This is a genomic window from Nitratifractor sp. (assembly GCF_015487065.1).
In the GTDB taxonomy this organism is placed as follows: Bacteria; Campylobacterota; Campylobacteria; order Campylobacterales; family Sulfurovaceae; genus Nitratifractor.
The window spans coordinates 1-21907 of record NZ_WFQN01000118.1 but is presented as its reverse complement, the minus strand read 5'-3'; the positions used below and the strand labels follow the sequence as shown (position 1 = coordinate 21907).

General features: G+C 56.6%; 21 protein-coding genes, 1 tRNA gene, 1 other RNA gene and 1 pseudogene. 14 read left to right on the top strand and 10 right to left on the bottom strand.

What is annotated here, in order from left to right; translation table 11 throughout:
• The 6 genes from F8I07_RS06390 to F8I07_RS06365 form a co-directional block, all read left to right on the top strand.
• On the top strand, positions 1-750 hold a 750-nt coding region (locus F8I07_RS06390; RefSeq protein ID WP_292657223.1), incomplete at its 5' end, for a thiamine pyrophosphate-dependent enzyme.
• Positions 751-1126: 376 nt separating this feature from the next.
• On the top strand, positions 1127-1666 hold the full coding sequence (locus F8I07_RS06385; protein WP_292657220.1) for a 2-oxoacid:acceptor oxidoreductase family protein: 540 nt from the start codon (positions 1127-1129) through the stop codon (positions 1664-1666).
• A gap of 153 nt (positions 1667-1819) precedes the next feature.
• On the top strand, positions 1820-3115 hold the full coding sequence (locus F8I07_RS06380; RefSeq protein ID WP_292657217.1) for a phenylacetate--CoA ligase family protein: 1296 nt from the start codon (positions 1820-1822) through the stop codon (positions 3113-3115).
• Positions 3116-3266: 151 nt separating this feature from the next.
• The gene (locus F8I07_RS06375; RefSeq protein WP_292657214.1) at positions 3267-3689 is read left to right on the top strand and encodes an ACT domain-containing protein; all 423 of its coding nucleotides are present in this window, start codon (positions 3267-3269) and stop codon (positions 3687-3689) included.
• Positions 3679-4107, top strand: coding sequence for a PaaI family thioesterase (locus tag F8I07_RS06370; RefSeq protein ID WP_292657211.1), 429 nt, complete (start codon positions 3679-3681; stop codon positions 4105-4107). Before F8I07_RS06375 ends, F8I07_RS06370 begins: the two co-directional genes overlap by 11 nt.
• Entirely contained in the window at positions 4094-4573 is a 480-nt protein-coding gene (locus F8I07_RS06365) for a hypothetical protein (protein WP_292657208.1), read from the top strand. Before F8I07_RS06370 ends, F8I07_RS06365 begins: the two co-directional genes overlap by 14 nt.
• A 561-nt stretch (positions 4574-5134) precedes the next feature.
• Here the strand turns inward: F8I07_RS06365 and F8I07_RS06360 are convergent.
• Entirely contained in the window at positions 5135-5962 is an 828-nt protein-coding gene (locus F8I07_RS06360; RefSeq protein ID WP_292657204.1) for a glycerophosphodiester phosphodiesterase family protein, read from the bottom strand.
• Between the two features lie 166 nt (positions 5963-6128).
• Between F8I07_RS06360 and F8I07_RS06355 the strand changes: the two genes are divergently transcribed.
• Positions 6129-7079: an SEL1-like repeat protein gene (locus F8I07_RS06355; protein WP_292657201.1), complete on the top strand. Its 951-nt coding sequence runs from the start codon at positions 6129-6131 to the stop codon at positions 7077-7079.
• A gap of 18 nt (positions 7080-7097) precedes the next feature.
• Here F8I07_RS06355 and F8I07_RS06350 read toward each other — a convergent pair whose 3' ends face one another.
• From F8I07_RS06350 to groES, 8 genes are all read right to left on the bottom strand, one after another.
• Positions 7098-7949 carry an ABC transporter permease gene (locus tag F8I07_RS06350; RefSeq protein WP_292657197.1) on the bottom strand — a complete coding sequence of 284 codons (852 nt, stop codon included), beginning with the start codon at positions 7947-7949 and terminating at the stop codon, positions 7098-7100.
• Positions 7946-8809: an ABC transporter permease gene (locus F8I07_RS06345; protein WP_292657194.1), complete on the bottom strand. Its 864-nt coding sequence runs from the start codon at positions 8807-8809 to the stop codon at positions 7946-7948. Before F8I07_RS06345 ends, F8I07_RS06350 begins: the two co-directional genes overlap by 4 nt.
• A complete protein-coding gene (locus F8I07_RS06340) occupies positions 8806-9873 on the bottom strand; it encodes an ABC transporter ATP-binding protein (RefSeq protein WP_292657192.1) in 1068 nt (355 codons plus the stop codon). The genes F8I07_RS06345 and F8I07_RS06340 overlap by 4 nt, the downstream gene beginning before the upstream one ends.
• 40 nt (positions 9874-9913) lie before the next feature.
• Positions 9914-10978: an extracellular solute-binding protein gene (locus tag F8I07_RS06335; RefSeq protein WP_292657189.1), complete on the bottom strand. Its 1065-nt coding sequence runs from the start codon at positions 10976-10978 to the stop codon at positions 9914-9916.
• A 123-nt stretch (positions 10979-11101) separates the two neighbouring features.
• Positions 11102-12643 (bottom strand): glycerol-3-phosphate dehydrogenase/oxidase, encoded by a 1542-nt coding sequence (locus tag F8I07_RS06330; RefSeq protein ID WP_292657226.1) that lies wholly within the window; start codon positions 12641-12643, stop codon positions 11102-11104.
• Positions 12644-12675: 32 nt separating this feature from the next.
• Positions 12676-13992, bottom strand: coding sequence for a serine dehydratase subunit alpha family protein (locus tag F8I07_RS06325; protein ID WP_292657185.1), 1317 nt, complete (start codon positions 13990-13992; stop codon positions 12676-12678).
• 202 nt (positions 13993-14194) lie between these two features.
• Positions 14195-15829, bottom strand: a complete 1635-nt coding sequence (gene groL / locus F8I07_RS06320; protein ID WP_292657181.1) for a chaperonin GroEL — start codon at positions 15827-15829, stop codon at positions 14195-14197.
• A gap of 44 nt (positions 15830-15873) precedes the next feature.
• On the bottom strand, positions 15874-16140 hold the full coding sequence (gene groES / locus F8I07_RS06315) for a co-chaperone GroES (RefSeq protein ID WP_292657180.1): 267 nt from the start codon (positions 16138-16140) through the stop codon (positions 15874-15876).
• A 199-nt stretch (positions 16141-16339) separates the two neighbouring features.
• On the opposite strand from groES, the gene F8I07_RS06310 reads away from it, so the two are divergent.
• From F8I07_RS06310 to F8I07_RS06295, 4 genes are all read left to right on the top strand, one after another.
• Positions 16340-16416: transfer RNA gene (locus F8I07_RS06310), tRNA-Met, on the top strand.
• A gap of 174 nt (positions 16417-16590) precedes the next feature.
• Complete coding sequence (gene pyrF, locus F8I07_RS06305; protein WP_292657178.1) at positions 16591-17298, top strand: orotidine-5'-phosphate decarboxylase; 708 nt, start codon at positions 16591-16593, stop codon at positions 17296-17298.
• A 2-nt stretch (positions 17299-17300) separates the two neighbouring features.
• Complete coding sequence (ppk2, locus tag F8I07_RS06300; RefSeq protein ID WP_292657176.1) at positions 17301-18101, top strand: polyphosphate kinase 2; 801 nt, start codon at positions 17301-17303, stop codon at positions 18099-18101.
• A gap of 34 nt (positions 18102-18135) precedes the next feature.
• Positions 18136-18744 carry a hypothetical protein gene (locus F8I07_RS06295; RefSeq protein WP_292657172.1) on the top strand — a complete coding sequence of 203 codons (609 nt, stop codon included), beginning with the start codon at positions 18136-18138 and terminating at the stop codon, positions 18742-18744.
• 7 nt (positions 18745-18751) lie between these two features.
• Here the strand turns inward: F8I07_RS06295 and ade are convergent, their stop codons facing one another.
• Entirely contained in the window at positions 18752-20371 is a 1620-nt protein-coding gene (ade, locus tag F8I07_RS06290) for an adenine deaminase (RefSeq protein WP_292657169.1), read from the bottom strand.
• 68 nt (positions 20372-20439) lie between these two features.
• On the opposite strand from ade, the gene rnpB reads away from it, so the two are divergent.
• From rnpB to F8I07_RS06275, 3 genes and pseudogenes are all read left to right on the top strand, one after another.
• An RNA gene (rnpB, locus tag F8I07_RS06285) (RNase P RNA component class A) lies at positions 20440-20783 on the top strand.
• A 145-nt stretch (positions 20784-20928) separates the two neighbouring features.
• Positions 20929-21729 (top strand): hypothetical protein, encoded by an 801-nt coding sequence (locus tag F8I07_RS06280; protein ID WP_292657167.1) that lies wholly within the window; start codon positions 20929-20931, stop codon positions 21727-21729.
• Positions 21726-21907 (top strand): annotated as a pseudogene (locus tag F8I07_RS06275) (molybdopterin oxidoreductase); the annotation flags it as partial. The gene F8I07_RS06280 and the pseudogene F8I07_RS06275, both read left to right, overlap by 4 nt.

Here is a 21907-nt window from a genome sequence, read left to right as displayed (position 1 = left end):
GGATGCCCCCACCGGGATATCTACTACGCCATCATGAAGGTCTTCAAAAAGAACAAGTCGATCTACCCCTCCGATATCGGCTGCTACACCCTGGCCCTGGCCCAGGGGGCCATCGATACGATCCTCTGTATGGGGGCCAGTGTCTCCATGGCCAGCGGCCTGAGTCTGGCTGATCCCAGCAAGACGGTGGTGGCCACCATCGGGGACGGGACCTTTTTTCACTCCGGAATCCCGCCGCTGATCAATGCGATCTATCAGGGGCACCGCTTCATCCTGGTGATCCTGGACAACTCCACCATCGCCATGACGGGACGGCAGGTGACTCCCGAGCGCTTCAACCAGACCCTGGATATCGGCCGGATCGTCGAGGGGATGGGCATCAAGTGTTACGAGCACACCTACTCCCACGAGATGCACAAAAACATCGACTTCTTCAAAGGGATCAAGAAGATCTTCGAATCGGAGGAGCATCAGGGACCCCTGGTGGTGCGGGTACGGCAGTTCTGTATCCTGGACAATGAACGCAAGGACGATTGGGTCCCCGGCGAATACGCCGTGGTCGATCCCGAACTCTGCGTCGCCTGCGATCAGTGCACTACCGTCTACAAATGCCCCCCCATGGCCTACAACGAGCAGGGCAAGATCGAGATCGATCCCTTCCTCTGCGCCGGATGCGGAGGATGTCTGGAGATTGTCTGCCCGACCGATGCGTTCAAGCTGGATGAAGAGAAGAGTGGAGGGAAGATATGAGTCGTTTGTCGTTTGAACGGGGCTGCGCCCCTCTTTGTCGTTTGAATTTGGTCGGCAGTCGGCAGTCGGCAGTCGGCAGTGAGAGTAGTCATTGGTCATTGGTCATTGGTCATTGGGGGCAGGGCTTTAGCCCTGCATGCGGGACTGAAGTCCCGCCTCCATCAAATAGGATGTGTTGCAAAGCAACGCCTACCGAAACCATTCACCATTCACCATTCACCAGTCAGCACTCGAAAAATGGTAGTGTGGGTTTGCCAACCCACGAAAAAAAAGGGTTGGTATCACAAGGGACGAGGGATGGCAATCCCACGCTACAAAACTTCTACCCACTACTCACTACCCGCTACCGGCTGTTTCATGACGCAAGGAGTGCGTCATGAAATACCAAACCGTCATTGCCGGATTCGGCGGGCAGGGATCGGTTTTTCTGGTCAAGGTGCTGGCGCTCTGTGCGGGGAATCGGGATCTGAAGTTCCTGGGGACGGAGAACCACGGAATGAGCCAGCGGGGCGGGGCGGTCAGCTGCGACATCAAAATCGGAGAGTTCTCCAACCCGGTCATCGATAGAGGCCAGGCGGATTTGCTCATCGGCCTGGATGCCAACGAAGCCCTGCGTAATCTGCAGCTGCTCAAAGAGGGTGGTCATGTGGCCAGCAACGCCCAGGAGCCCTTCCCGGAGGGACTTCCTTTTCAGGTGCACACCATCGACGCCAACGCCAAAGCGCTGGCCGGAGAGTTCCCCATCCAGGGACTCAACGTCTTCATGCTGGGAGTGACGCTGGCCTCGGTCCCCGATTTTCCCTTCAGCATCGAAGAGATCGAAAAGGCCCTGCGGCAGATCAACGCCAAAGTGGCGGAGCAGAATATCGAGGTGCTGCACCACGCCATCGCTGACGCGAAGGGAATTGAGAATTGAGGATTGAGAATGGAGAATTATGGTTTGCGTTGCAAGGCAACGCCTTTTTCTGTCGCCGAAGGCGACCCCTTGATATACTATAGACTAACGACTAGAGACTAGTGATTAGTGACTAAAACGGGCTTGAGCCCGTTTTCAAAAGGAGGAAGTCAAATGATCTGGAACACGGTGGAAAGCGCTTCGCGGGAGGCGATCGAGGCGATACAGTTGAAACGGTTGCAGGAGACGGCCCGGCGGGTCTATGCCTTGAATCCTTTTTACAAAGAGAAGTTCGAGGAGCGGGGGATTACGCCGGAGGATATCCGCTCCCTGGAGGATCTGCAGCGGCTCCCCTTCACCCGCAAGCAGGATCTGCGCAACCACTACCCTTTCGGACTCTTTTGTGTGCCGATGAGCGAGGTGGTGCGGATCCACAGCTCCAGCGGGACGACGGGAAAACCGACAGTGGTGGGGTACAACGCCCACGATATGGAGGTCTGGAACGAGGTGATGGCGCGGGTCTACACCATGTCGGGGGTGGGGGCCGAGGATGTGGTCCACAACGCCTACGGCTACGGGCTCTTCACCGGGGGGCTGGGCTTTCACTACGGGGCCGAGAAGGTGGGAGCGACGGTGGTCCCCGCCAGCGGGGGCTTCACCGATCGGCAGCTGATGCTGATGCGCGATTTTGGCGCGACGGTCCTGGCCTGTACCCCCAGCTTCGCCCTGCATCTGGCGGAGGTGGCGGCCAAGGCCGGCAGCGAATTCCGCAAGGACTACAAGCTCAAAGTGGGCATTTTCGGCGCCGAACCCACCAGCGAAGGGCTCAAAAAGGAGGTGGCCAAAGCCTGGGGGATCGAGTATCGTGAGGTCTACGGACTTTCCGAGATCATCGGCCCCGGGGTCAGCTGCAGCTGCTCACATAGCGACCGGCTCCATCTCTTCGAGGATCACTTCCTGCCGGAGATCATCGATCCTGAGACCGGTGAGGTGCTACCGGAAGGAGAGCGGGGCGAGCTGGTTATCACGACGTTGAGCAAGCAGGCACTGCCTATCATTCGCTATCGCACCGGCGACATCACCTCCCTGGTCAAAGAACCCTGCGGCTGTGGCCGGACCATGGTGCGGATGGAGAGCATCGTGGGTCGGGCCGACGATATGCTCATCGTCAACGGGGTCAACGTCTACCCTTCCCAAGTGGAGCATGTCATCGCCAACGCCGAGGGGGTGACGCTGAATTACCAGATCATCGCCGAGAAGAAGGGGCATCTGGACAAGCTGGAGATCATGGTGGAGGTGAGTGAGGAGATCATGACTGACAATGTGGGCGAACTGGAACGCATCCGCAAGGAGATCCAGGCCAGCCTGCTCAACAACCTCTACATCAATGCCGACGTCAAACTGGTCGAGCCCAATACCATCGAACGCAGCATGGGCAAAGCGGTGCGGGTGGTCGACAAGCGTCGGTGACGCTTGTTGAGTGAATGATGAATGGTAAATGGTGAATGGTTTCGGTTTGCGTTGCGGAGCAACGCCATTATTCAAATCGTCGCCGAAGGCGACACCGAAACACTATCGACTATCGACTAGAGACTAACGACTAAAAACTAAGGACTATACTATGAGCAAATCGGTCAAGCAACTTTCGGTCTTTCTGGAAAACAAGGTCGGACGGTTGGGCGAGGTGACGGGGATCCTGGCGAAAGCGGGGATCCGGATCCGGAGTATCGAGCTGGTGGAGGCGGGGGATTTCGGGATCTTGCGTCTCATCGTCGCCGAGACGGAGCGGGCGAAGGAGCTGCTGGAGGCCGGGGGCTTCAGTGTCAAGGTCTCTCCGGTGATCGCCGTGGAGATTGCCCACGAATCGGGCTGCTTCAATCGGATTGTCTCCCTGCTGGCTGCCGAGGGGATCAATATTCAGTACGCCTACACCTGCCACGGCGGCCCCCTGGGGATCTTCATCCTCAAGACCGACCGGGTGGAGATGCTCCGGGCCGTGGAAGTGCTGGAGAACGACGGGGTGAAGGTGCTCGATGCAGTTTGAGGAACTGGACCGTCGGGACAGGGATTTCCTCTCCTATATCGGCGGTGAGCTGATGGAGCTGGGGGAAGGGCATGCCCGTCTGGCCTTCGCCATCCGCCCCCACCATATGCAGCACCTGGGGGTGGTCCACGGCGGGGCCATCGCCACTCTGGCGGACCACTGCGGCTGGTACGCGGTAATCAGCCAGCTCGATCCGGGCTACACCAGTGTCACCATCGAACTCAAGATCAACTACCTCAAACCGGCCAGCGGAGAGCGCCTGCAGGCAGAGGCAAAGGTGATCAACCGGACCCGGCGTACCGCCTTCGCGACCATCGAGATCTTTGTAAGGGAGACTCTGGTGGCTTTTGCCACGGCTACTTACTCCATCGTGGATGAAGAACGACTCAAAAACAGGATCACTCATGTTAAGCAATAGAGAAATTTCCCAGAACTTCGAGGTGCAGATCAGCACCCTCTACAACTGGCGCAAGACTAAGCCGCGGCTCTACCGCTATCTGCAGAACGCCGATTTCAATTTTGAACAGACCAAGGAGATCAACATCCTCCTGAAACGGTTCGCCCGGGAGATCGAGTGCAATCTGAGCATCCCGGAGATCCGGAACTTCATCGAATCGAAGTTCGAAGCCCGGAGCATCGACGAGATCGAGGCGATGCACCGCCTACTCCTGCAGCTGCACCACCGGGAGCTCGGGGGTGAGAAGGGGCCGCTCTATTTCGGCTTCTACGACAAAGTCTCACGGATGAACATCATCGAAAAGTACATTCTCTACAAACGGGTTCATAATTTCCGGCTGGAGAAACGGAAACTCGATGATGCGGTGATTCAGGATTATTTTGAAGAGTTTTTACCGTCAGGAATCGATCGTAAGATGGAATCGTAAGGCTTTTATGAGGTCTTTCCCCTGGAAGCATTTTGGGGATTGAGATAGTACTGCTGACGTTTGAGTACGATTCGATACCGCGGAATACACGAGGCGAAAAAGTATAGAGCGCCGACCGCAATACTGGCATAATATAAAAGAGGAATTCCCAATTCTCTGAATATATAAATAATCAGAAGAATCATTATGAGTTCAAGGAGGAGATAGGTCGTTGGCAGGAGCGGTCCCTTGGCGCGTCGGCGATCGGTTCGAGTCCTTCGTTCTCCCCCATAGACCGGATCAGGAGATCTTTCTCTACTTGCCCGCCGGTCTTTGAGTGACCGTTTAGGCGTACGAATCGCGACAAAGCCTCCTTGTAGTCTTTTGCTTTGTTGTGATTTCTTTTCGATCTTCTTATCCTTCCTCTTCATCTGGATTCCTGACTATTAGTCTTTTCTCTCCTCTTACCAATCACCCACTTTACTATGTAAATATACATAAATAGTTTTAATTTCAGCTTAAACAGAATTATACCTCTAGAACTAACTCTTCATACATAGATAAATATAAACTGTTTTATTTCTAATTCTGTAACATATCAAAAAATAGATCGTCGGCAAAGAGGGTCCGAAAGCCGCGGCGATAGAGGTCGGATTGTCGCTTCGGATCGTTGACGGTATAGACTCCGCAGGCGATCCCCTGAGCCCTCAGCAGATCGAGGGGGACGGAATTAGCGATCTCCTCGGCTACATGGTAAGCCTCCACCCCGAGTTCCTGCAGATAGGGGAGCAGACGGGGAGGATGGCACCCCTCCGCCAGAGCGGCCAGAGGGAGGGAAGGTCGGTATCGATGGAGTCGGTACAGATAGTGGTGATTGAAAGAGGAGATGAGGATCGGCGGTAGCCCGGCGGTCGTTTCATACGTTTCGAGAAAACGCAGGACCACTTCCCGATCCCCCAAAATCGGCATATCTTTGATCTCGATATTGAGAGGGATCTGTTTCTCCCGGGCGAAATCCAGCACCTCCCGAAGTGTCGGCAGCTTCTGAAGTGGGAGTGATTCGATCTCCCGGCGGCGAATTTCCCCGGATCTGAGGGTCCCGAAAGGGTCCCGTTTCACGAACCAGCTCCCCGCATCCAGTCGGCGTAACTGCGCCAGCGTATGGTCGATCACCCGGCGTGGGCGAAGCCCCTCGGGGAAGCGTTCCTCCACGTCGGTGGTTCGTTCCAGGCTCTCATCGTGGCAGACGATCCACTCTCCGTCCCGGCTCAGCTGGATATCCAGTTCGATGAAATCACAATGACCGACGGCCGCTTCGAAAGCACTGAGGGTGTTTTCCGGTCGGATCGCACGCCATCCCCGGTGGGCGGCGATCAGATGCTCTTTGTCGAAAGCATCGTAAAAGCCCATTTTCTCTCCTCGCTGTCGGTGAATCTCTTCCACACAAAGTGTAGCACAGAGTCGTACTTCTCCAGTTTTTCGGATCAAGTTCGGAATGACGTCGGCTTTTCGGAGGACACATTCAGGATAGATGTTCCGTTTTCCCACGTGCTACAATAGAAAAGAGGAGGGAAAGATGAAACGCTTGTTTTTTCTGATCATGAGCTTAACGCTATTGAATCTTCAAGCCGGAACGACCGACACCGCTTATGCCGCCTACAAAAAGGGGCATGCCGTCGAGGCTTTCACACTCTACCGCCGGGCCTGGGAAAAGGAGGGAAGCACCAAAGCGGCCTACAATCTGGCCGTCTTCTACGAAAAGGGGATCGGAACTTCCCGGAACCTGCCCGAGGCGCAGAAGTACTACAGGATCGTCCATGATCGCATCTACCGTATCTTCCCGATCAGGAAGATCTGCGATGATCCCATGCTCCCCTACTACCGCAAGACACTTCAAAAGCTGACCGAATACCGTAAAAAAGACCATTATCGAAAGTTGCTGCGGGAGATCGATGAGAGTTGCACAGAGCAAGAGCAGTGGCGTGCCAAAGCCAACGCCCGCTACCTGAAAGCATGCCCGGCCGCCTCGGTGATCCCGGCCGCAGACCGGATCGATCTGGATCGGTACGACTGCGTGCTTTTCCGGAACTACCCCCGACTCATGAAAGAGTATCTGCACCTCTACCGTCAACGAAAACAGTTCCTGTTGCTGGCGGAGCGGGGCGATGACCTGGAGGCGAAACACAAGGCTGTCGCGACCCATCGCCGCATCAAAAAGATCGTCACTCCCCTCATGCGCAACGCTCTGAAAAAGGAGGAGCGTTGCATCCGAAAGGCCCGCACCGTCGGAGAGCTGTCGCGCTGTAATCTGAACTACGTATTCTTCGCCGATCATGTCATGGGATGTGAAGTTACGATGGAGGGATGCAATTTCAGCCCCGATCCGAAAAGGGCCTGCGAGGAGGAGCGCCGGTTCTTCGCCCAGCCTCTGAAGGAAGCGGATCGGAAGAAAGCGATTGATGCGATACGGGAAGCGTTGCGAAAGGGCGATTACTTTACCGGGGACTGCCGGACTCAATATTTATAATACTCTGAAGAGTCCGGGCTACTCCTTTTTGCTCAAAAGGAGATAGAGCAGCGCCAGGCTCGAGGTAAAGACGATCAGCAGGAAACTGACGGCATTGAGCACGGGGGTGGAGCCATCACGGATCTGGGTATAGAGCTCGATGGGCAGCGTCGCGTCAGAGCCGACCAGGAAGAGGGTGGTGTTGAAGTTGCCAAAGCTCATCAGGAAGGCGACGACGAAGGAACCGATGAGCGCCGGCATCAGGAAGGGGATGGTAATCCGGCGGATCACGGTCCAGCGATTGGCTCCCAGATCCATGGCGGCCTCTTCCAGGGTATGATCGAACTTTTTGAGGCGGGAGATCACCACCAGCAGGACGAAGGTGGCGATGAAGGAGAACTGCCCCAGGACCACCAGCCAGAAACTCGGTCGCAGAAACTCCAGGTCGATGCCGGTGCTCTTTTCGACCCAATCCCCCACCATCGTGGCCGTCAGCAGGATGGAGATCCCCAGGATCACCCCGGGGATGACCAGCGGGGCGATGGCCAGGAAATAGAGGGGCTCCTTGCAGCAGAAGCGCTCCTGGACGAAAAGAAATGCCCCCATCGTTCCCACGACGAGGGAGAGGGCGGCTACGATGAGGCCGGTCTCGATAGAGATCCAGAGGCTGCGCAGCAGCTCCGGGTCATGGAACAGGCCGATGCGGTCCGGTCCGTTGGCGAAGAACCAGTCCAGGGTAAAGCCGTTCCAGGGCAGGGAGACGAACTGGGAGTCGTTGAAGGCCAGGACGGAGATAACGATCAGCGGGGCAAAGAGGAAGAGGTAGAAGAGGATCACGAAGAGCGCATAACCGATACGGTATCCGAGGCTTCGCGGCATAGAGCGGATCATGCGCCCACCGCCTTGTCGAGCCGCTGATGGCTGAGGCGCAGCCCCAGCCAGACGATGACGGTGGAAAGCAACAGCAGCAGGAAGCCGAAGGCGGCGCCCTGGTTCCAGTTGAAGCTGGCGATGAACTCGTTATAGATTTGCTCCGTGAACCACAGAGAGTTCTTGCCTCCCAGCAGATCGGGGGAGAGATAGTCTCCCAGAACCAGCATGAAGACCACGATGGCTCCGGAGGTGATTCCCGGGGCGGCATAGGGAATGACGATCCGGGTAAAGATGGTGAACTTGGAAGCGCCCAGATCACTGGCGGCTTCGATGAGTGAATCGTCGAGGCTCTCCAGGGCCGAGATCAGTGGAACCACCATGAAGAGCATCGACATATAGACCAGCCCCAGGACCATACTGAAGTCGTTGTAGAGCAGCGGCAGCGGCTTGTGGATCAGCCCGACGCCCTGGAGGATATAGTTGATCACGCCGCTTTCTCTGAGCAGGATCATCCAGCCGTAGATGCTGACCAGTTCCCCGACCCAGAAGGGCAGCAGCAGGAGCATGGAGAGGAAGCCGCCGAGACGTTTGCTGGCGATCTTGGTGATATAGAAGGCCAGTGGAAAGGTGATCAGGAAGGTGATGACGGTCACCAGGATCGAGTAAAAGGCGGTCCGCACAAAGGTGTACCAGTAGACGCTGTCGGTGAAGAAGTTCCGGTAGTTTTCCAGGGAGAAGACCAGCTTCCCCTGATCGTTCTCCGCCTGGAAGGAGGCGATGAGCAGATCGATATGGGGGATGACGATGAGGGTGAGTAGCCAGAGCAGTACCGGAGTCAGAAAGATGATGAAACCGAGTCGGAAGTGGCGGGAGCTCATGACCCCTCCTCGGGATAGCAGCGCAGGTCCCGGGGGTGGACGGCCGCCTCGAGCCTGTCGCCTTCTCTGATCCCTTCGAACTTGGCGTTCTGGGGAAGATGGATCAGGATCTCGTCACCGCTGCCTTCGACGATACCGGAGATCTTGGTATTGGCTCCATCGAAGAGGATGGTCTTGATCGTGACATGGAAACGGTTGAGATCCTTCATCTGGGGATCGGGGAGGAGGATCACCGATTCGGGGCGGATGAAGAGCCAGTGCATACCGGGCTTGGCATCCTCTTTGGCCAGTTTCCATCCCGAACGGGTCTGGAGGGTCCCGTGGCCGCTTCGGGCCAGCTCGAAACAGTTGGTCTCTCCGACGAAACCGGCCACGAAGGCGGTTCGGGGGTTTTTGTAGAGGTTTTGGGGGATATCGATCTGTTCGAAATCTCCGTGGTTCATCACGGCGACCTTGTTGCTCATCACCAGGGCTTCAGACTGATCGTGGGTGATGTAGATGAAGGTGGTACCGATCTCTTTCTGGAGCAGTTTGAGCTCGATCTTCATGTGTTCACGCAGCTTGCGATCCAGGGCCCCCAGGGGTTCGTCCAGGAGCAGGATCGACGGTTCCAGAACTAGGGAGCGGGCGATGGCGACCCGCTGGCGCTGGCCCCCGGAAAGCTGGGTAACCTTTTTGGCGTTGTAGCCGGCCAGTCCTACCCGCTCCAGCATGTCGTTGACCCGTTTTTTGATCTCGCTTTTGGGGACACCCCGCTGCTCCAGACCGAAGGCGACATTGCGCTCCACGTTCATCATGGGAAAGAGGGCGAGATTCTGAAAGACCATGTTGACCGGACGCCGGTTGGGCGGGATCCCCGCTATGTTTTCCCCGCGGATGTAGATCTCTCCCTCCGTCGGTTCGAGGAAGCCGGCGATCATCCGCAGCATGGTGGTCTTGCCGCATCCCGAGGGGCCGAGGATGGAGAAGAAGTCCCCCTCCTCCACCGTGAAGTTCAGATCGTCCACGGCGGTGAAGTTCTTGAACATTTTTTTCAGATGTTTCACTTCCAGAATCGGGCTCACCGGCGGCCTTTCAGGTCAGATGGTGGATTGCAGCGGCGCCCTATCGGGCCGCACGGATATGATCGAGGATCTTGCCTTCGATCTCCTCGATACCGGCAGGGACCGGAGGATACCACTTGATATTGTCGATATCGGCTTTGGTGAAGGAGCGCTCGAAGTTGGCCCGGATCTCAGGTTTGAGGTATTGGGTCGCTTTGGCCGAGGCGGTACCGTACTTCTCTTTGTTGGTGAAATAGGCGGCGTTTTCGGGGCGGAGCATGAAGTTGATCCACTGGTAGGCGGCTTCGACGTTTTTGCTCTTGGCGGGAATGGCGAAGGTGTCGATCCATCCCAGGGCCCCGGTCTTGGGAGCGACGAAATCGATATCGGGATTTTCGGCATGGAGTTTCCATCCGCCGTTGTCCCATCCCATGGCGACGGTCACCTCTCCACTGCGTATCATCCCCAGGAGCTGGTCTCCGTTGGCCCAGTAGTTTTTGACCAGGGGTTTGGCTTCGATGAGCTTCTTCTCCACGGCGGCCATGATCTTTTTGTACTTGGCCTTGTCATGGTAGGCGGCGAAGGGGTCGTAGCCCAGGGCGAAGGCGGTGGCGATGAGGGTGGGGCGCTTGAGGCGGTAGCTGATCCGTCCTTTGTATTTGGGGTTCCACAACGCATCGTAGTCTTTGGCGTCGGGGGCAGCTTTTTTGTTGACGATCAGCCCGGAGGTTCCGTAGCAGAAGGGCACCGCGTAGGAGGCGTCACCGACCCTGGTGTTCTTTTTGACCGCCTCCAGCATGGAGGGGACGATCTGATCGGTTTTGATCTTGCTGTAGTCCATGGGTTTGTAGATATGGAACTTGGCCTGGACTCCGGAGATCCGGTCCTGGCTGGGCTGGGCCAGATCGAAGCCGCCGCCCCGGGTCGCCCGGAGCTTGGCGATCATCTCTTCGTTGTTGGAGTAGGTCAGTTCCACCTTGGTGCCGGTCTCTTTTTCGAATTTTTTGACCAGTTCGGCGGGGGCGTAGCCTTTCCAGGTGATGATACGCAGCGTTCCCTCGGCCATCAGGGTACCGGTGGCGGCGAAGGTCAGCAGAGTCAGGCCTAAACACATTCTCTTTTTCATGATGGATCCTTTTGATGGTGGTGATCGTCATTCTATCGGGCCTCTATCACAATGTGGCAACAAAACTCCGGCGTTCTAGACAACTTTAACGAAAAGAGTTTTAAGGGAATATAAATCTATTCATCACCTGAGTTTTTCATAGGCTTCCCATTCCATGGACTCAGTAAATGTCGGATCCCAACCGAGCTCTGCAATCATGATCTCCACAACGGCCGGCAGGCTCTCTTTTGCCGCCTGTAGATCCAGCAGCCCCAGGGAGCAGCGGCGGATGAGAAAATCGAGGGGCTTGCGGACATACTCGTGGCGGAGGGCATAGAGCAGCTCCGCTTCGATCACCGGATGGTCGGGATGGATTCTCGCCTTGGCCTTTTCGGTTTCGGCCAGAGCCAGAATCTGTGGACTTTGATCCCCATAGTGCTGGTAGAGGTGTTCGATGATGTCTTGATCCAGACCGCTTCCTCTCAGGAGCGTGAGGATCTCGTCGCGGGGGCTTCGGCTGCCGACGACGGGGTAGTCATGGGTTCGGCAGGGCACCGGCGAATGCCCTATCATTTCACAGGCCTGATCCACCGCAGCTTCGGCCATGGCACGGTAGCTGGTCCATTTGCCGCCGGCGATGGTCAATACGCCTCCGGGGGATCGCTCCGTGACATACTCCCTGACAATGGAGGCGGTGGAGTCCTTGTCGGGTTCTCGAACCAGCGGGCGCAGCCCCGAAAAAGAAGAGAGAATATCCTCCCGACGGACCTTGAGATCAAAATAGCCGTTGAGATGCTCGATCAGGTAGTCGATCTCCTCCTCGGTGGGACGGGGATCTTCGCTGAGTTCGGCCGGCCGGTCGGTTGTCCCCGCCAGGCAGTGTCCCAGATAGGGGAGGGCGAAGAGGACCCTTCCGTCGCGGGTTTTGGGGATCAAGACCCCGTCGGGGCTGGGGAGAAAACGGGCCGGCAGAACGATGTGGACACCGCTGCTGACCTCCATGAGGGGTGCGAGCGTAGGATCGTCCATCCGGCGGATCGTATCGGCGAAGGGGCCGGTGGCGTTGATGACAACTCTGGCACGATACTCCCGTTCGTTTCCGTCGATCCGGTCACGGGCGTGGACTCCGACGACTTTGCCGTTTTCTTTGATGAGGGCGGTCACTTCGGTATGGTTCAAAAGACGTGCCCCCAACTCCTTGGCACTTTGAAGCAGAGCGATGACCATTCGGCTGTCCCGGAAAGCCCCGTCCCAGTAACTGACGGCTCCTTTGAGACCCTGAGGATCGATATCAGGATTGATCGTGCAGGCTTTGGAGGCGGGAAGAAGACGGCTGCGTCCCAGTGAGGCTTTGCCCGAGAGTAGATCGTAGAGTACCAGTCCCGCATAGACGTAGGGGAGCTCCACCCAGTGATAGAGTGGGGTGATCAGTTCGAGAGGATGGGCCAGGTGGGGAGCGTTGTGCAGAAAAATTTTTCGCTCTCGCAGCCCTTCGCGGACCAGATCATACTGCTCTTTGTCCAGATGTTTGACGGCGGCCTCCAGATAGCGCACTCCGCCGTGGACCAGTTTGGTACTGCGGCTGCTGGTTCCTTCGGCGAAATCGTTTTGCTCCAGGAGCAGTACCCGCATTCCCCGTAGCGACGCATCCAGGGTGACACCGGCTCCGGTGGCCCCTCCTCCGATGACGATGAGATCAAGCGTTTCTGTATTCGGTTCTATGATCGATCCTTTCGATTGCTGTTCATGATATCGATGATTACTTCGTCGGTAGTCTTCATCCCATCCTGGGCCAGACGCCCGATATGTTCCAGGGTCTCCTCGATATCGTTGGCGACGATGCCGTCACCGCCGTGGAGGTATTTGCCGTGGGTGGCCAGGATGTAGGAGTCGAAAGCGGCATAGATGGTGGTGGAGATCTTCATGGCACAGGAGGCTTTGGCCCCGTCGCAGATGATCCCGGAGACATCCCCCAGGGTATTGGCGATGGCGTGGGAGACGGTCTCGAAGTCGTGATCGTTGATGAAGCAGAGAGCTCCGGCGACGGCGGCGGCGGAGCAGATCACGCCGCAGTAGGCGCTGAGACGCCCGACCCGCGTCTTGATATGGACGGTGGTCAGATGGGAGAAGAAAAGCGCCCGCATGAGCTTCTCCTCCTCGATCCCCATCCGCCGGGCGTAGTCGATCAGGGCCAGGGAAGCGGCCATCCCCTGGTTGCCGCTGCCGCTGGTGGTCATGACCGGCAGGGCGCAGCCGCTCATCCGTGCATCGCTGCCTGCCGCGGCGAAGGCGGCGGCATGGTTGCGGACGTCGTCGCCATAGAACCCCTCCGCGATGTGCTCTTCGATCACTTTGCCGATATTGACTCCCCAATTGCCCGAAAGTCCCTCTTGGGCGATGGCGGAGTTGTAGCGGATCACCTGCTCCAGAAGCGGACGGATCCGCCCGATATCGATTTCACGGGCCAGTTCGTAGATCGTACGTACCGAGAGCTGTCGGCGCTGTTCGGTCGGGGTGTTGAAGACCGCGTCGTTGCAGGGCTGTTCCAGGACCACTTCCCGGTTGCGGGTGATTTTGGTGATGTTGGTATGCAGGTGCTTGATCTCGACGCTGATGCAGCTTTTTTTTGTATGCAGCTCCACCAGGACGTAGAGATTGATGGGGGTATTTTCGTGGATCACTTCGATGAGGTTCTCCCGCATCCATCGGCGTACCTCCTCCATCTGCTCCTCGGTGATGCCGCTGATGACCATCAGGTCCCGGGAGGCATCACCATAAAGCAGCCCCATGGCGGCCGCCACTTCGATCCCCACCATTCCGCCGCTGCCGGGGACGACGACGCTTTTGACGTTTTTGATGATGTTCCCCGAGACCCGGACCACCATCTTCTCGACCGTTTCATCAGGCGGCAGAAACTCTTTGGCTTTGGCGGCGACGAAAGCGATGGCGATGGGCTCGGTACACCCCTGGGCGGGAACCACCTCTTCATGAAGGATCTCCAGTGCATTGCTGATTGTGTGGGGATCGAGGGGCATGACAGGCCTCCTTCATTCAGACGCGAGGATAGAAATGATTATAACGATAAAAAGGAGTGTATGGGGATATTTTGGAAAAAAATAAGAGGAAAAGAGTGGAGGGATCGATTTTCACTCCGCTCTTTTTGATAGGGGATGAATTCGACGAGATTTTGAAGGATTCATCTACCGGCCGGAAGCCGGAATGTTTGCGGGAAGGAGATTACATCATCCCCATGCCGCCCATGCCGCCCATATCGGGGGCCATGGGAGCAGCGGGTTTCTCCTCTTTGATTTCGCTGACGGTCGCCTCGGTGGTCAGCAGGAGGCTGGCGACGGAGGTGGCGTTCTGCAGGGCGATCCGCTCGACCTTGAGGGGGTCGATGATCCCTGCGGCGAACATATCCACATACTCGCCGGTGGCTGCGTTGAAGCCCAGGTTGGCTTCGTCGCTGGTGCTGACCTTGTCGGCGACGACCCCGGCATCGAATCCGGCGTTGTCGGCGATCTGCTTGATGGGGGCTTTGACAGCCCGCAGAATGATCTCGGCACCGACCTGCTCATCGCCTTCCAGGTTGATTTCGACCGCTTTGGCGGCTTTGACCAGGGCAGCACCGCCACCGATGACGATCCCTTCGTCGACTGCCGCTTTGGTGGCGGAGAGGGCATCGTCGACCCGGTCTTTCTTCTCTTTCATCTCGGTTTCGGTGGCGGCACCGACTTTGATGACGGCAACCCCGCCGCTGAGCTTGGCCAGACGCTCCTGGAGCTTTTCGCGGTCGTAGTCGCTGGTGGTGTTTTCGATCTGGGCCTTGATCTCGCGGATGCGGGCTTCGACCGCCGCTTTGTCACCCTGACCGTCGACGATAGTGGTGTTGTCTTTGTCGATGACGACACGGGCGGCACGGCCGAGCTGATCGACCGTGGTCTTCTCCAGGGTCAGACCCAGCTCCTCGGTGATGACGGTACCGCCGGTGAGGATGGCGATATCCTTGAGCATCTCCTTCTTGCGGTCGCCGAAGCCGGGAGCTTTGACGGCAGCAATGTTGAGGATACCCTTGAGGCGGTTGAGGACCAGGGTCGCCAGGGCCTCACCCTCGACGTCGTCGGCGATGATCAGCAGCGGGCGTCCGCTCTGCTGGGTCTGCTCCAGCAGCGGGATCAGGTCTTTGAGGCTGCTGATCTTGAAGTCGGTGATCAGGATCAGGGGATTGTCCATCTCTACGGTCATCTTCTCGCTGTTGGTGACGAAGTAGGGCGAGAGATAGCCGCGGTCGAACTGCATTCCCTCGACGACATCCAGCTCGTCGTTGATCCCTTTGGCCTCTTCGACGGTGATGACACCGTCTTTGCCTACCTTCTCCATCGCCTCGGCGATGAGGTTACCGATCTTGGCGTCGCTGTTGGCGGAGATGGTGGCGACCTGAGCGATCTGCTCCTTGTCGCTGACCGCTTTGCTCATCTTTTTGAGCTCTTCGATGATGGCGGCGCTGGCCTTGTCCATTCCGCGCTTGACCTCGATGGGGTTGGCCCCTGCGGTGATGTTGCGCAGACCTTCGCGGAAGATGCTTTCGGCCAGGACGGTTGCTGTCGTCGTACCGTCACCCGCCTCGTCGGCGGTGTTGCTGGCGACCTCTTTGACCAGTTGGGCTCCCATGTTCTCCAGCGCCTCGGGCAGTTCAATCTCCCGGGCGACGGAGACGCCGTCCTTGGTGATGCTGGGAGCGCCGAAGCTCTTCTGGATCAGGACATTGCGTCCGCGGGGTCCCATGGTGACCTTGACCGCGTCGGCCAGTTTTTTGACTCCGCTGTAGAGTCCGTTACGTGCGATATCTGAAAAGACGACTTCTTTTGCCATATTTAACTCCTTTGATTCTCTCTGTTGATTTTAGTGTTTGTTTATTAGCCCAGGATACCCAGAATCTCGTCACTGTTTAGGATCAGATATTCTTTGTCGTCCAGGACGATTTCATTGCCGGCATATTTGCCGAAGACGACGGTGTCGCCTGCTTTGATGCCTTCTTCTTCAGCGTCGGGTCCGACGGCCAGGACTTTTCCCTGAAGGGGTTTTTCTTTGGCATTGTCGGGAATGATGATACCGGATGCGGTGGTGGTGACTTCCTCCTCACGCTCGATCAGTACACGGTTGGCTAAGGGTTTGAAGTTCATGCTCACTCCTTTTTGATTTGTTTGAGGGTATTTTAATGGGTTTTTTGATAGATGTCAAGGCTTTTTTGGATAAATATTTAAGAATAGTGAGTGCATAAGACTAAAGAATAGTTAGTTTTAGGCTTATTGTGTGGCAAAGTATGGGATAGGTTTGACATTTAAAATTTTATTGGGTAATATTCCGGCCTGTATTTTTGATGGCAGGGTAGCTCAGCTGGTTAGAGCGCTGGTCTCATAAGCCGGAGGTCGGGGATTCAAGTTCCCCCCCTGCTACCATCCACTTTTGTCTTCATCTCCCTTATTCTATTCCTGAGTTACAACGTCTTCAAACGGTTTTGCTATGTATATGTTTTTCCGGAATTACGATTCCGATGCCGATGGTAGCAGCCGGAAGCTAAGCTATAATAATGATATTTTTTGATGACAGTGAAGTAAAACAAAGGATGGTTGATGAATCTCGTGGTGGCACTTGATCTTCCCAGTGCAGCCGAAAATCTGCGGCTGGCGGAGAGTTTGGCGGGATATGACGGTTTATGGATGAAAGTGGGATTCCGGACCTATATTCGTGATGGCAGATCTTTCATCGATACGCTCAAAACTCTCAATCCACACTTCAAAATCTTTCTCGATCTCAAACTCTACGACATCCCCAACACCATGGCCGATGCCGCAGAGGAGATCGCCAAGATCGGCGTGGAGATGTTCAATATCCACGCCAGTGCGGGGGAACGGGCGATGCGGACGGTGATGGAGCGGCTAAAACCCTACGGCGATGAACGGCCGCTGGTCCTGGCGGTGACGGCGCTAACCTCTTTTAGCGACGAAGAGTTTCGGCAGATTTACGAAAAGGGGATCGACGAGAAAGCGGAGCAGTTTGCCCGGATGAGCTACGAAGCGGGGCTGGACGGTGTGGTCTGCAGCGCTTTTGAGTCCAGGGCGATCAAAGAGGCCACTTCTCAGGAGTTTCTGACATTGAGTCCGGGGATCCGTCCTTTCGGAGAGGCCGCGGGAGATCAGCAGCGGGTGGCGGATCTGGAACTGGCTGCCAAAGAGGGGGTGGATTTCCCCGTCATCGGTCGTCCGATTTACCGGGCGGAAAATCCGAAAGAGAAGGTCAAAGAGATCCTCGAAAAACTCGAAGGGCTCGAGGGACGATAGCGATGAAGGATAAAAAGAAGAAAGAGCTCAACAAGCGTTACGAAAAGGAGCTTTACAAACTCCAAGTGGAGCTCAATTATCTCCAGCGGTGGGTTCAGGCGACCGGGGATCGGGCCATCATCCTCTTCGAAGGACGGGATTCCGCCGGCAAGGGCGGGGCGATCAAACGGATCACCGAGCGGGTCAGCCCCCGCGTCTTTCGCACCGTGGCCCTGCCGGCACCCACGGAGCGTGAGAAGACCCAGGTCTATGCCCAACGTTGGATCCCCCATTTCCCCGCGGCCGGTGAGGTGGTCCTCTTTGATCGAAGCTGGTACAGCCGCGCGGGGGTGGAACATGTCATGGGCTTTTGTAGCGAGGAGGAGTATCGTCGCTTTCTTGCGACCGTGAGCGCTTTTGAAAAGGCGATCGTCGACGAGGGGGTTCGTCTCATCAAATTGTGGTTCGAGATCGATAAAGCGACCCAGACCAAGCGCTTCAAAGCCAGGATCGACGATCCGAGGAAACAGTGGAAGCTCTCGCCCATGGATCTGGAGTCCCACCGTCGCTGGTACGACTACTCCCGAGCCAGGGATGCGATGTTTGAAGCTTCCCACTCTCCCCACGCCCCCTGGCATATCATCGATGCCAACGACAAAAAGAGCGCCCGGCTCAACGCCATCGCCTTTATCCTCTCTCAGTTTCCCTATGAGCACATCAAATTCGATAAGCCGAAGCTTCCCAAACGCCAAAAGAGTGACGGCTATGTTTCTCCCGATTGGAGTTCGCTCTATGTGCCGAAGGTTTATGATTTTACGAGGTAGATGCAAGCGTTAGCACGAAAAAAAGGAGAAGAGAATGAAACTTTATGAAGTCGGCCCCAAACCCATCGTCAATCAGCACGGTGTCAGTTTCGATACGACCCACCCCGATCGTTATCCCTTTATCAGCCCGGCCATCGAGCTGCTCGAAACGCTGGATTTCGATACGGAGAGCGAAGAGCAGCATCTTCATCGACCCCGTTCCCACCCTTACCGCGGAGAGGAGTTGGAGGCGAAGGTCCTCGGCTACTGCGACGATATCGAAAAGCTCCTCGAAACGCGGGAGGCCAAGACGCAGGAACTGATCGAGGCGTTGGAGAAAAAGGTCGCGCAAACACCCCGTCTGAGCGAGGATGAGAAACGCGCCTGGCTGGGGAACATCGCCTCCATGAGAACCTACTATCTCCAATACCTCACCAACGAGACGGTCTATCGCTGTCTTTTGGAGAAATTGGCGGATCGATTCACCCATTCCCATATCGCCTCCATCACCTTCCCCCTCCGCAACAACTTCGGTTTGGTCTTGGACGATTTGGGCAAGATCCTGCAGGATCACAAGCCCCCCTTCGATGCGGAGATCAAGATCGAAGATCGTGAGGGCACCTTGGTCGGCCGATTCGTCAAATATGTCAGTCCGGAGGCGTGACGACGGATCAGTCCTTTGGGGTCGACTCGTCGCGGCAGGGTGCGATGAAGTGGAATTGGCGTCCGTCAAAAAGCCCTCTGTCACTGAGTTTGATCTCGGGAATGACCAAAAGAGCCATGAAGGAGAGGGTCATAAAAGGAGCGCTCAAGGGTGAGCCGAGCTCCTCGCGGACAAAACGATCGATCGTGGCGTAGGCTTCGGCCACCTCGTCGCCGGGGCGGTCGCTCATGAGACCGGCGATGGGGAGCGGAAGGTGGAGTTTTTTGCCTTTGCCCACGGCGGCGATGCCTCCACGCGAAGCGATGACCAGGTTGGCGGCTTGGGCCATACTCTCGTCATCACAGCCCACCACGACGACGTTGTGGGAGTCGTGGGCGACACTGGAGGCGATCGCCCCCTCTTTCAGACCGAAACCGCTGATATGGGCCAGGCCCTTGACCGGCTGATTTTCGTAACGGTTGATGACGGCGATCTTCAGGATATCCGAATCGGGCCCCTCCCTGGCGGCGATCTCCTCTTTGGTGATAAGTTGATGGTCGATGGCGTGGATCACCTCCATCGCCTCGCAGCGGGGGAGATAAAAATCCTCGGCCTTTTTAGGCAAAGCCTCGAAACGGTTGGGCGTAGCGGCATGGAGGTGTTCGATCAGCGTTTTGCCGTTGCGATAGACGCACTGCCCCTTGATCCATGTCTCCCGGACTTTGAAGCTTTCGAGATCCTCGACGAGGATAAAGTCGGCAAAATCCCCTTCTCGCAATTGCCCCACCGGGAGCCGGTAGTGTTCCACCGGATGGCGACAGGCGATGCGCAAAACGTCGAAAAGATCGTAACCCAATGCCACGGCTCGCCGCACCAAGGCGTTGATATGCTCTTGTTGCAGATCGTCGGGATGGCGATCGTCGCTACAAAACATCAGTTTTTCGGGATACGCGGCGATGAGAGGGTGTAGGGCGTCGAAGTTTTTGGCGGCTGATCCCTCCCGGATGAGGATCTTCATCCCTTTTTCGATCTTCTCTTTGGCTTCGTCATATTCAAAGGATTCATGGTCGGTTTGGATCCCGGCGGCGATATAACGGCTGAGATCCTCTCCCCGCAGTCCGGGGCAGTGCCCGTCGACGGGTAGGCCCCGCTTCTTCGCTTCGGCGATCTTGGCCAGCATATCGGGATCGCCGGCGATGACGCCTGGGAAGTTCATCACTTCGCTGAGATAGCCGACTTGCGGTTTGTCAAGAAGCGTAGCGATATCTTGCGGCGTCAAGGTCGCGCCGTTGGTTTCGAAGGGGGTCGCCGGGACACAGGGGGAGGCGCCGAAGCAGATATGCAAGGGAACCTTTCCGGCACTCTCGATCATGTATTCAACGCCCGGAATCCCCAGGACGTTGGCGATCTCGTGGGGGTCGCTGACGGTGGCGACGGTGCCGTGACGCACCGCCAACCGGGCGAACTCCGCCGGGGGGAGCATGGAGCTTTCGATATGGATGTGGGCGTCGACGAAGCCCGGCAGCAGGTAGCTGGAGATTTCGCGGTTCAACGTTTCGATCTTTAGGATCCGATTGCCCTTTACGGTGAGCGCTACCGGAGAGATGGTCTGCCGGTCCAGGTCGACAAGATTGGCTTCGAGGGTCATAAAATCTCCTTTAATGTGATTGTAACACAGGCCTTGCTCACCGTCTGAAAATCGGTTATAATCGCCCCGAAGGCAGGCAGGTGGCTGCTTGCGGTTTGTGCCGCAAGAGGAAAGTCCGGGCTGCGGTGAGGCAGGACTCCAGCTAACGGCTGGCCGGAGCGATCCGAGGGCAAGTGCAACAGAGAGTAGACCGCCGATGGATCCCCTGGGATCACAGGCAAGGGTGAAAGGGTGGGGTAAGAGCCCACCGGTGCCCCTGGCAACAGGGGCAGCCGGGTAAACCCAGTCCGCAGCAAGAAGCACCTGGTACAAGCCTCACACTTCGTGTGCTTCGCTCGAGTCTGTCGGCGACGGCAGACCTAGATAAATAGTCACCCAACGACAGAACCCGGCTTATCGCCTGCCTTCTTTTTTAGTGAATAGTTAATAGTTAATAATGAATAATTTCGGATGCACGCTTTGCGTGCTTTTATTTTTTGAAAAAAAGCGTTGCCCCGCAACGCACACCGAAACTATTAACTATTAACTATTAATTTTCCGAAGAAGGTTGATCTGCTTTGAAACTTCCTCTACTTTTACTCTTCGCCTTTTTCAACACCACATTATTCGCCGCCGAGCATTACGCCCGGGTCGAGCCTATCGAACGCGCGACGATCAAAGCGGCGGCGGCAGGAGAGGTAATGGAGGCCAATCTCTCCCTGGAAGGGCGGATGGTGGCTGATGCCGTGGCGGTGCAGTTGGATGATCGGCTGGACCGGAAAGATCTGGACCACTCCCGCCAAACACTGAAGCTGCTGCAAAACAACCTGAAACTGACCCGGGAGATGCTTCCGGGGCTGGAAGGAAGCTGGAAGCGTCAGGAAGGGAATTTCCTGCGTCTCAAGGATCTGGCCACCGCCAGCCAGACCCAAAAAGATCAGGCCTATCAGGCGATGGTGGCGGCACAAAATCAATATCTGAGTACCCGGCAGCAGGCGATCAATCTGCAGCGCAGTATCCTGGAGATGCAGCAAAAGATTGCCACCTTGCAAGATCGAATCGCCAAAAAGCGTCTCCACTTGAAAAACCGGTATCTCTACCGCCTTTTGGTGCGCCGGGGAGAGTTCGCCGGGATCGGCACCCCTCTGGCGGTTGTGGACGATCTGCGCCGGGCCAAGTTGGTGATCTATCTCTCCGCCGACGAAGTGAAGAACTTAGACAAACTGAGCCTTTGGCTCAACGGTAAAAAGAGCGATCTGAACTTTTCGAAAATCTGGAAAGAGACCGACGACACTTATCTCTCCTCCTACCGGGCGGAGATCGTGCTTCCCGCCGGTCGCTATCCCTTCTCATCTCTCGTGAAAGTGGAGCTCAAATGAGACAAACCGCCTGTCCCCTGGACTGCTGGGACGCCTGCGCGATCACTTGCGATCCCGCCCGTCCCGAAAAACTGGTGGCCACCCCCGGCCATCCCCTCTACAACGGCGCGCTTTGCCGACTGCTCAACAAAGAGATCCATCAGGCTCCCCGGATTACGACTCCGAGGATCGACGGGAG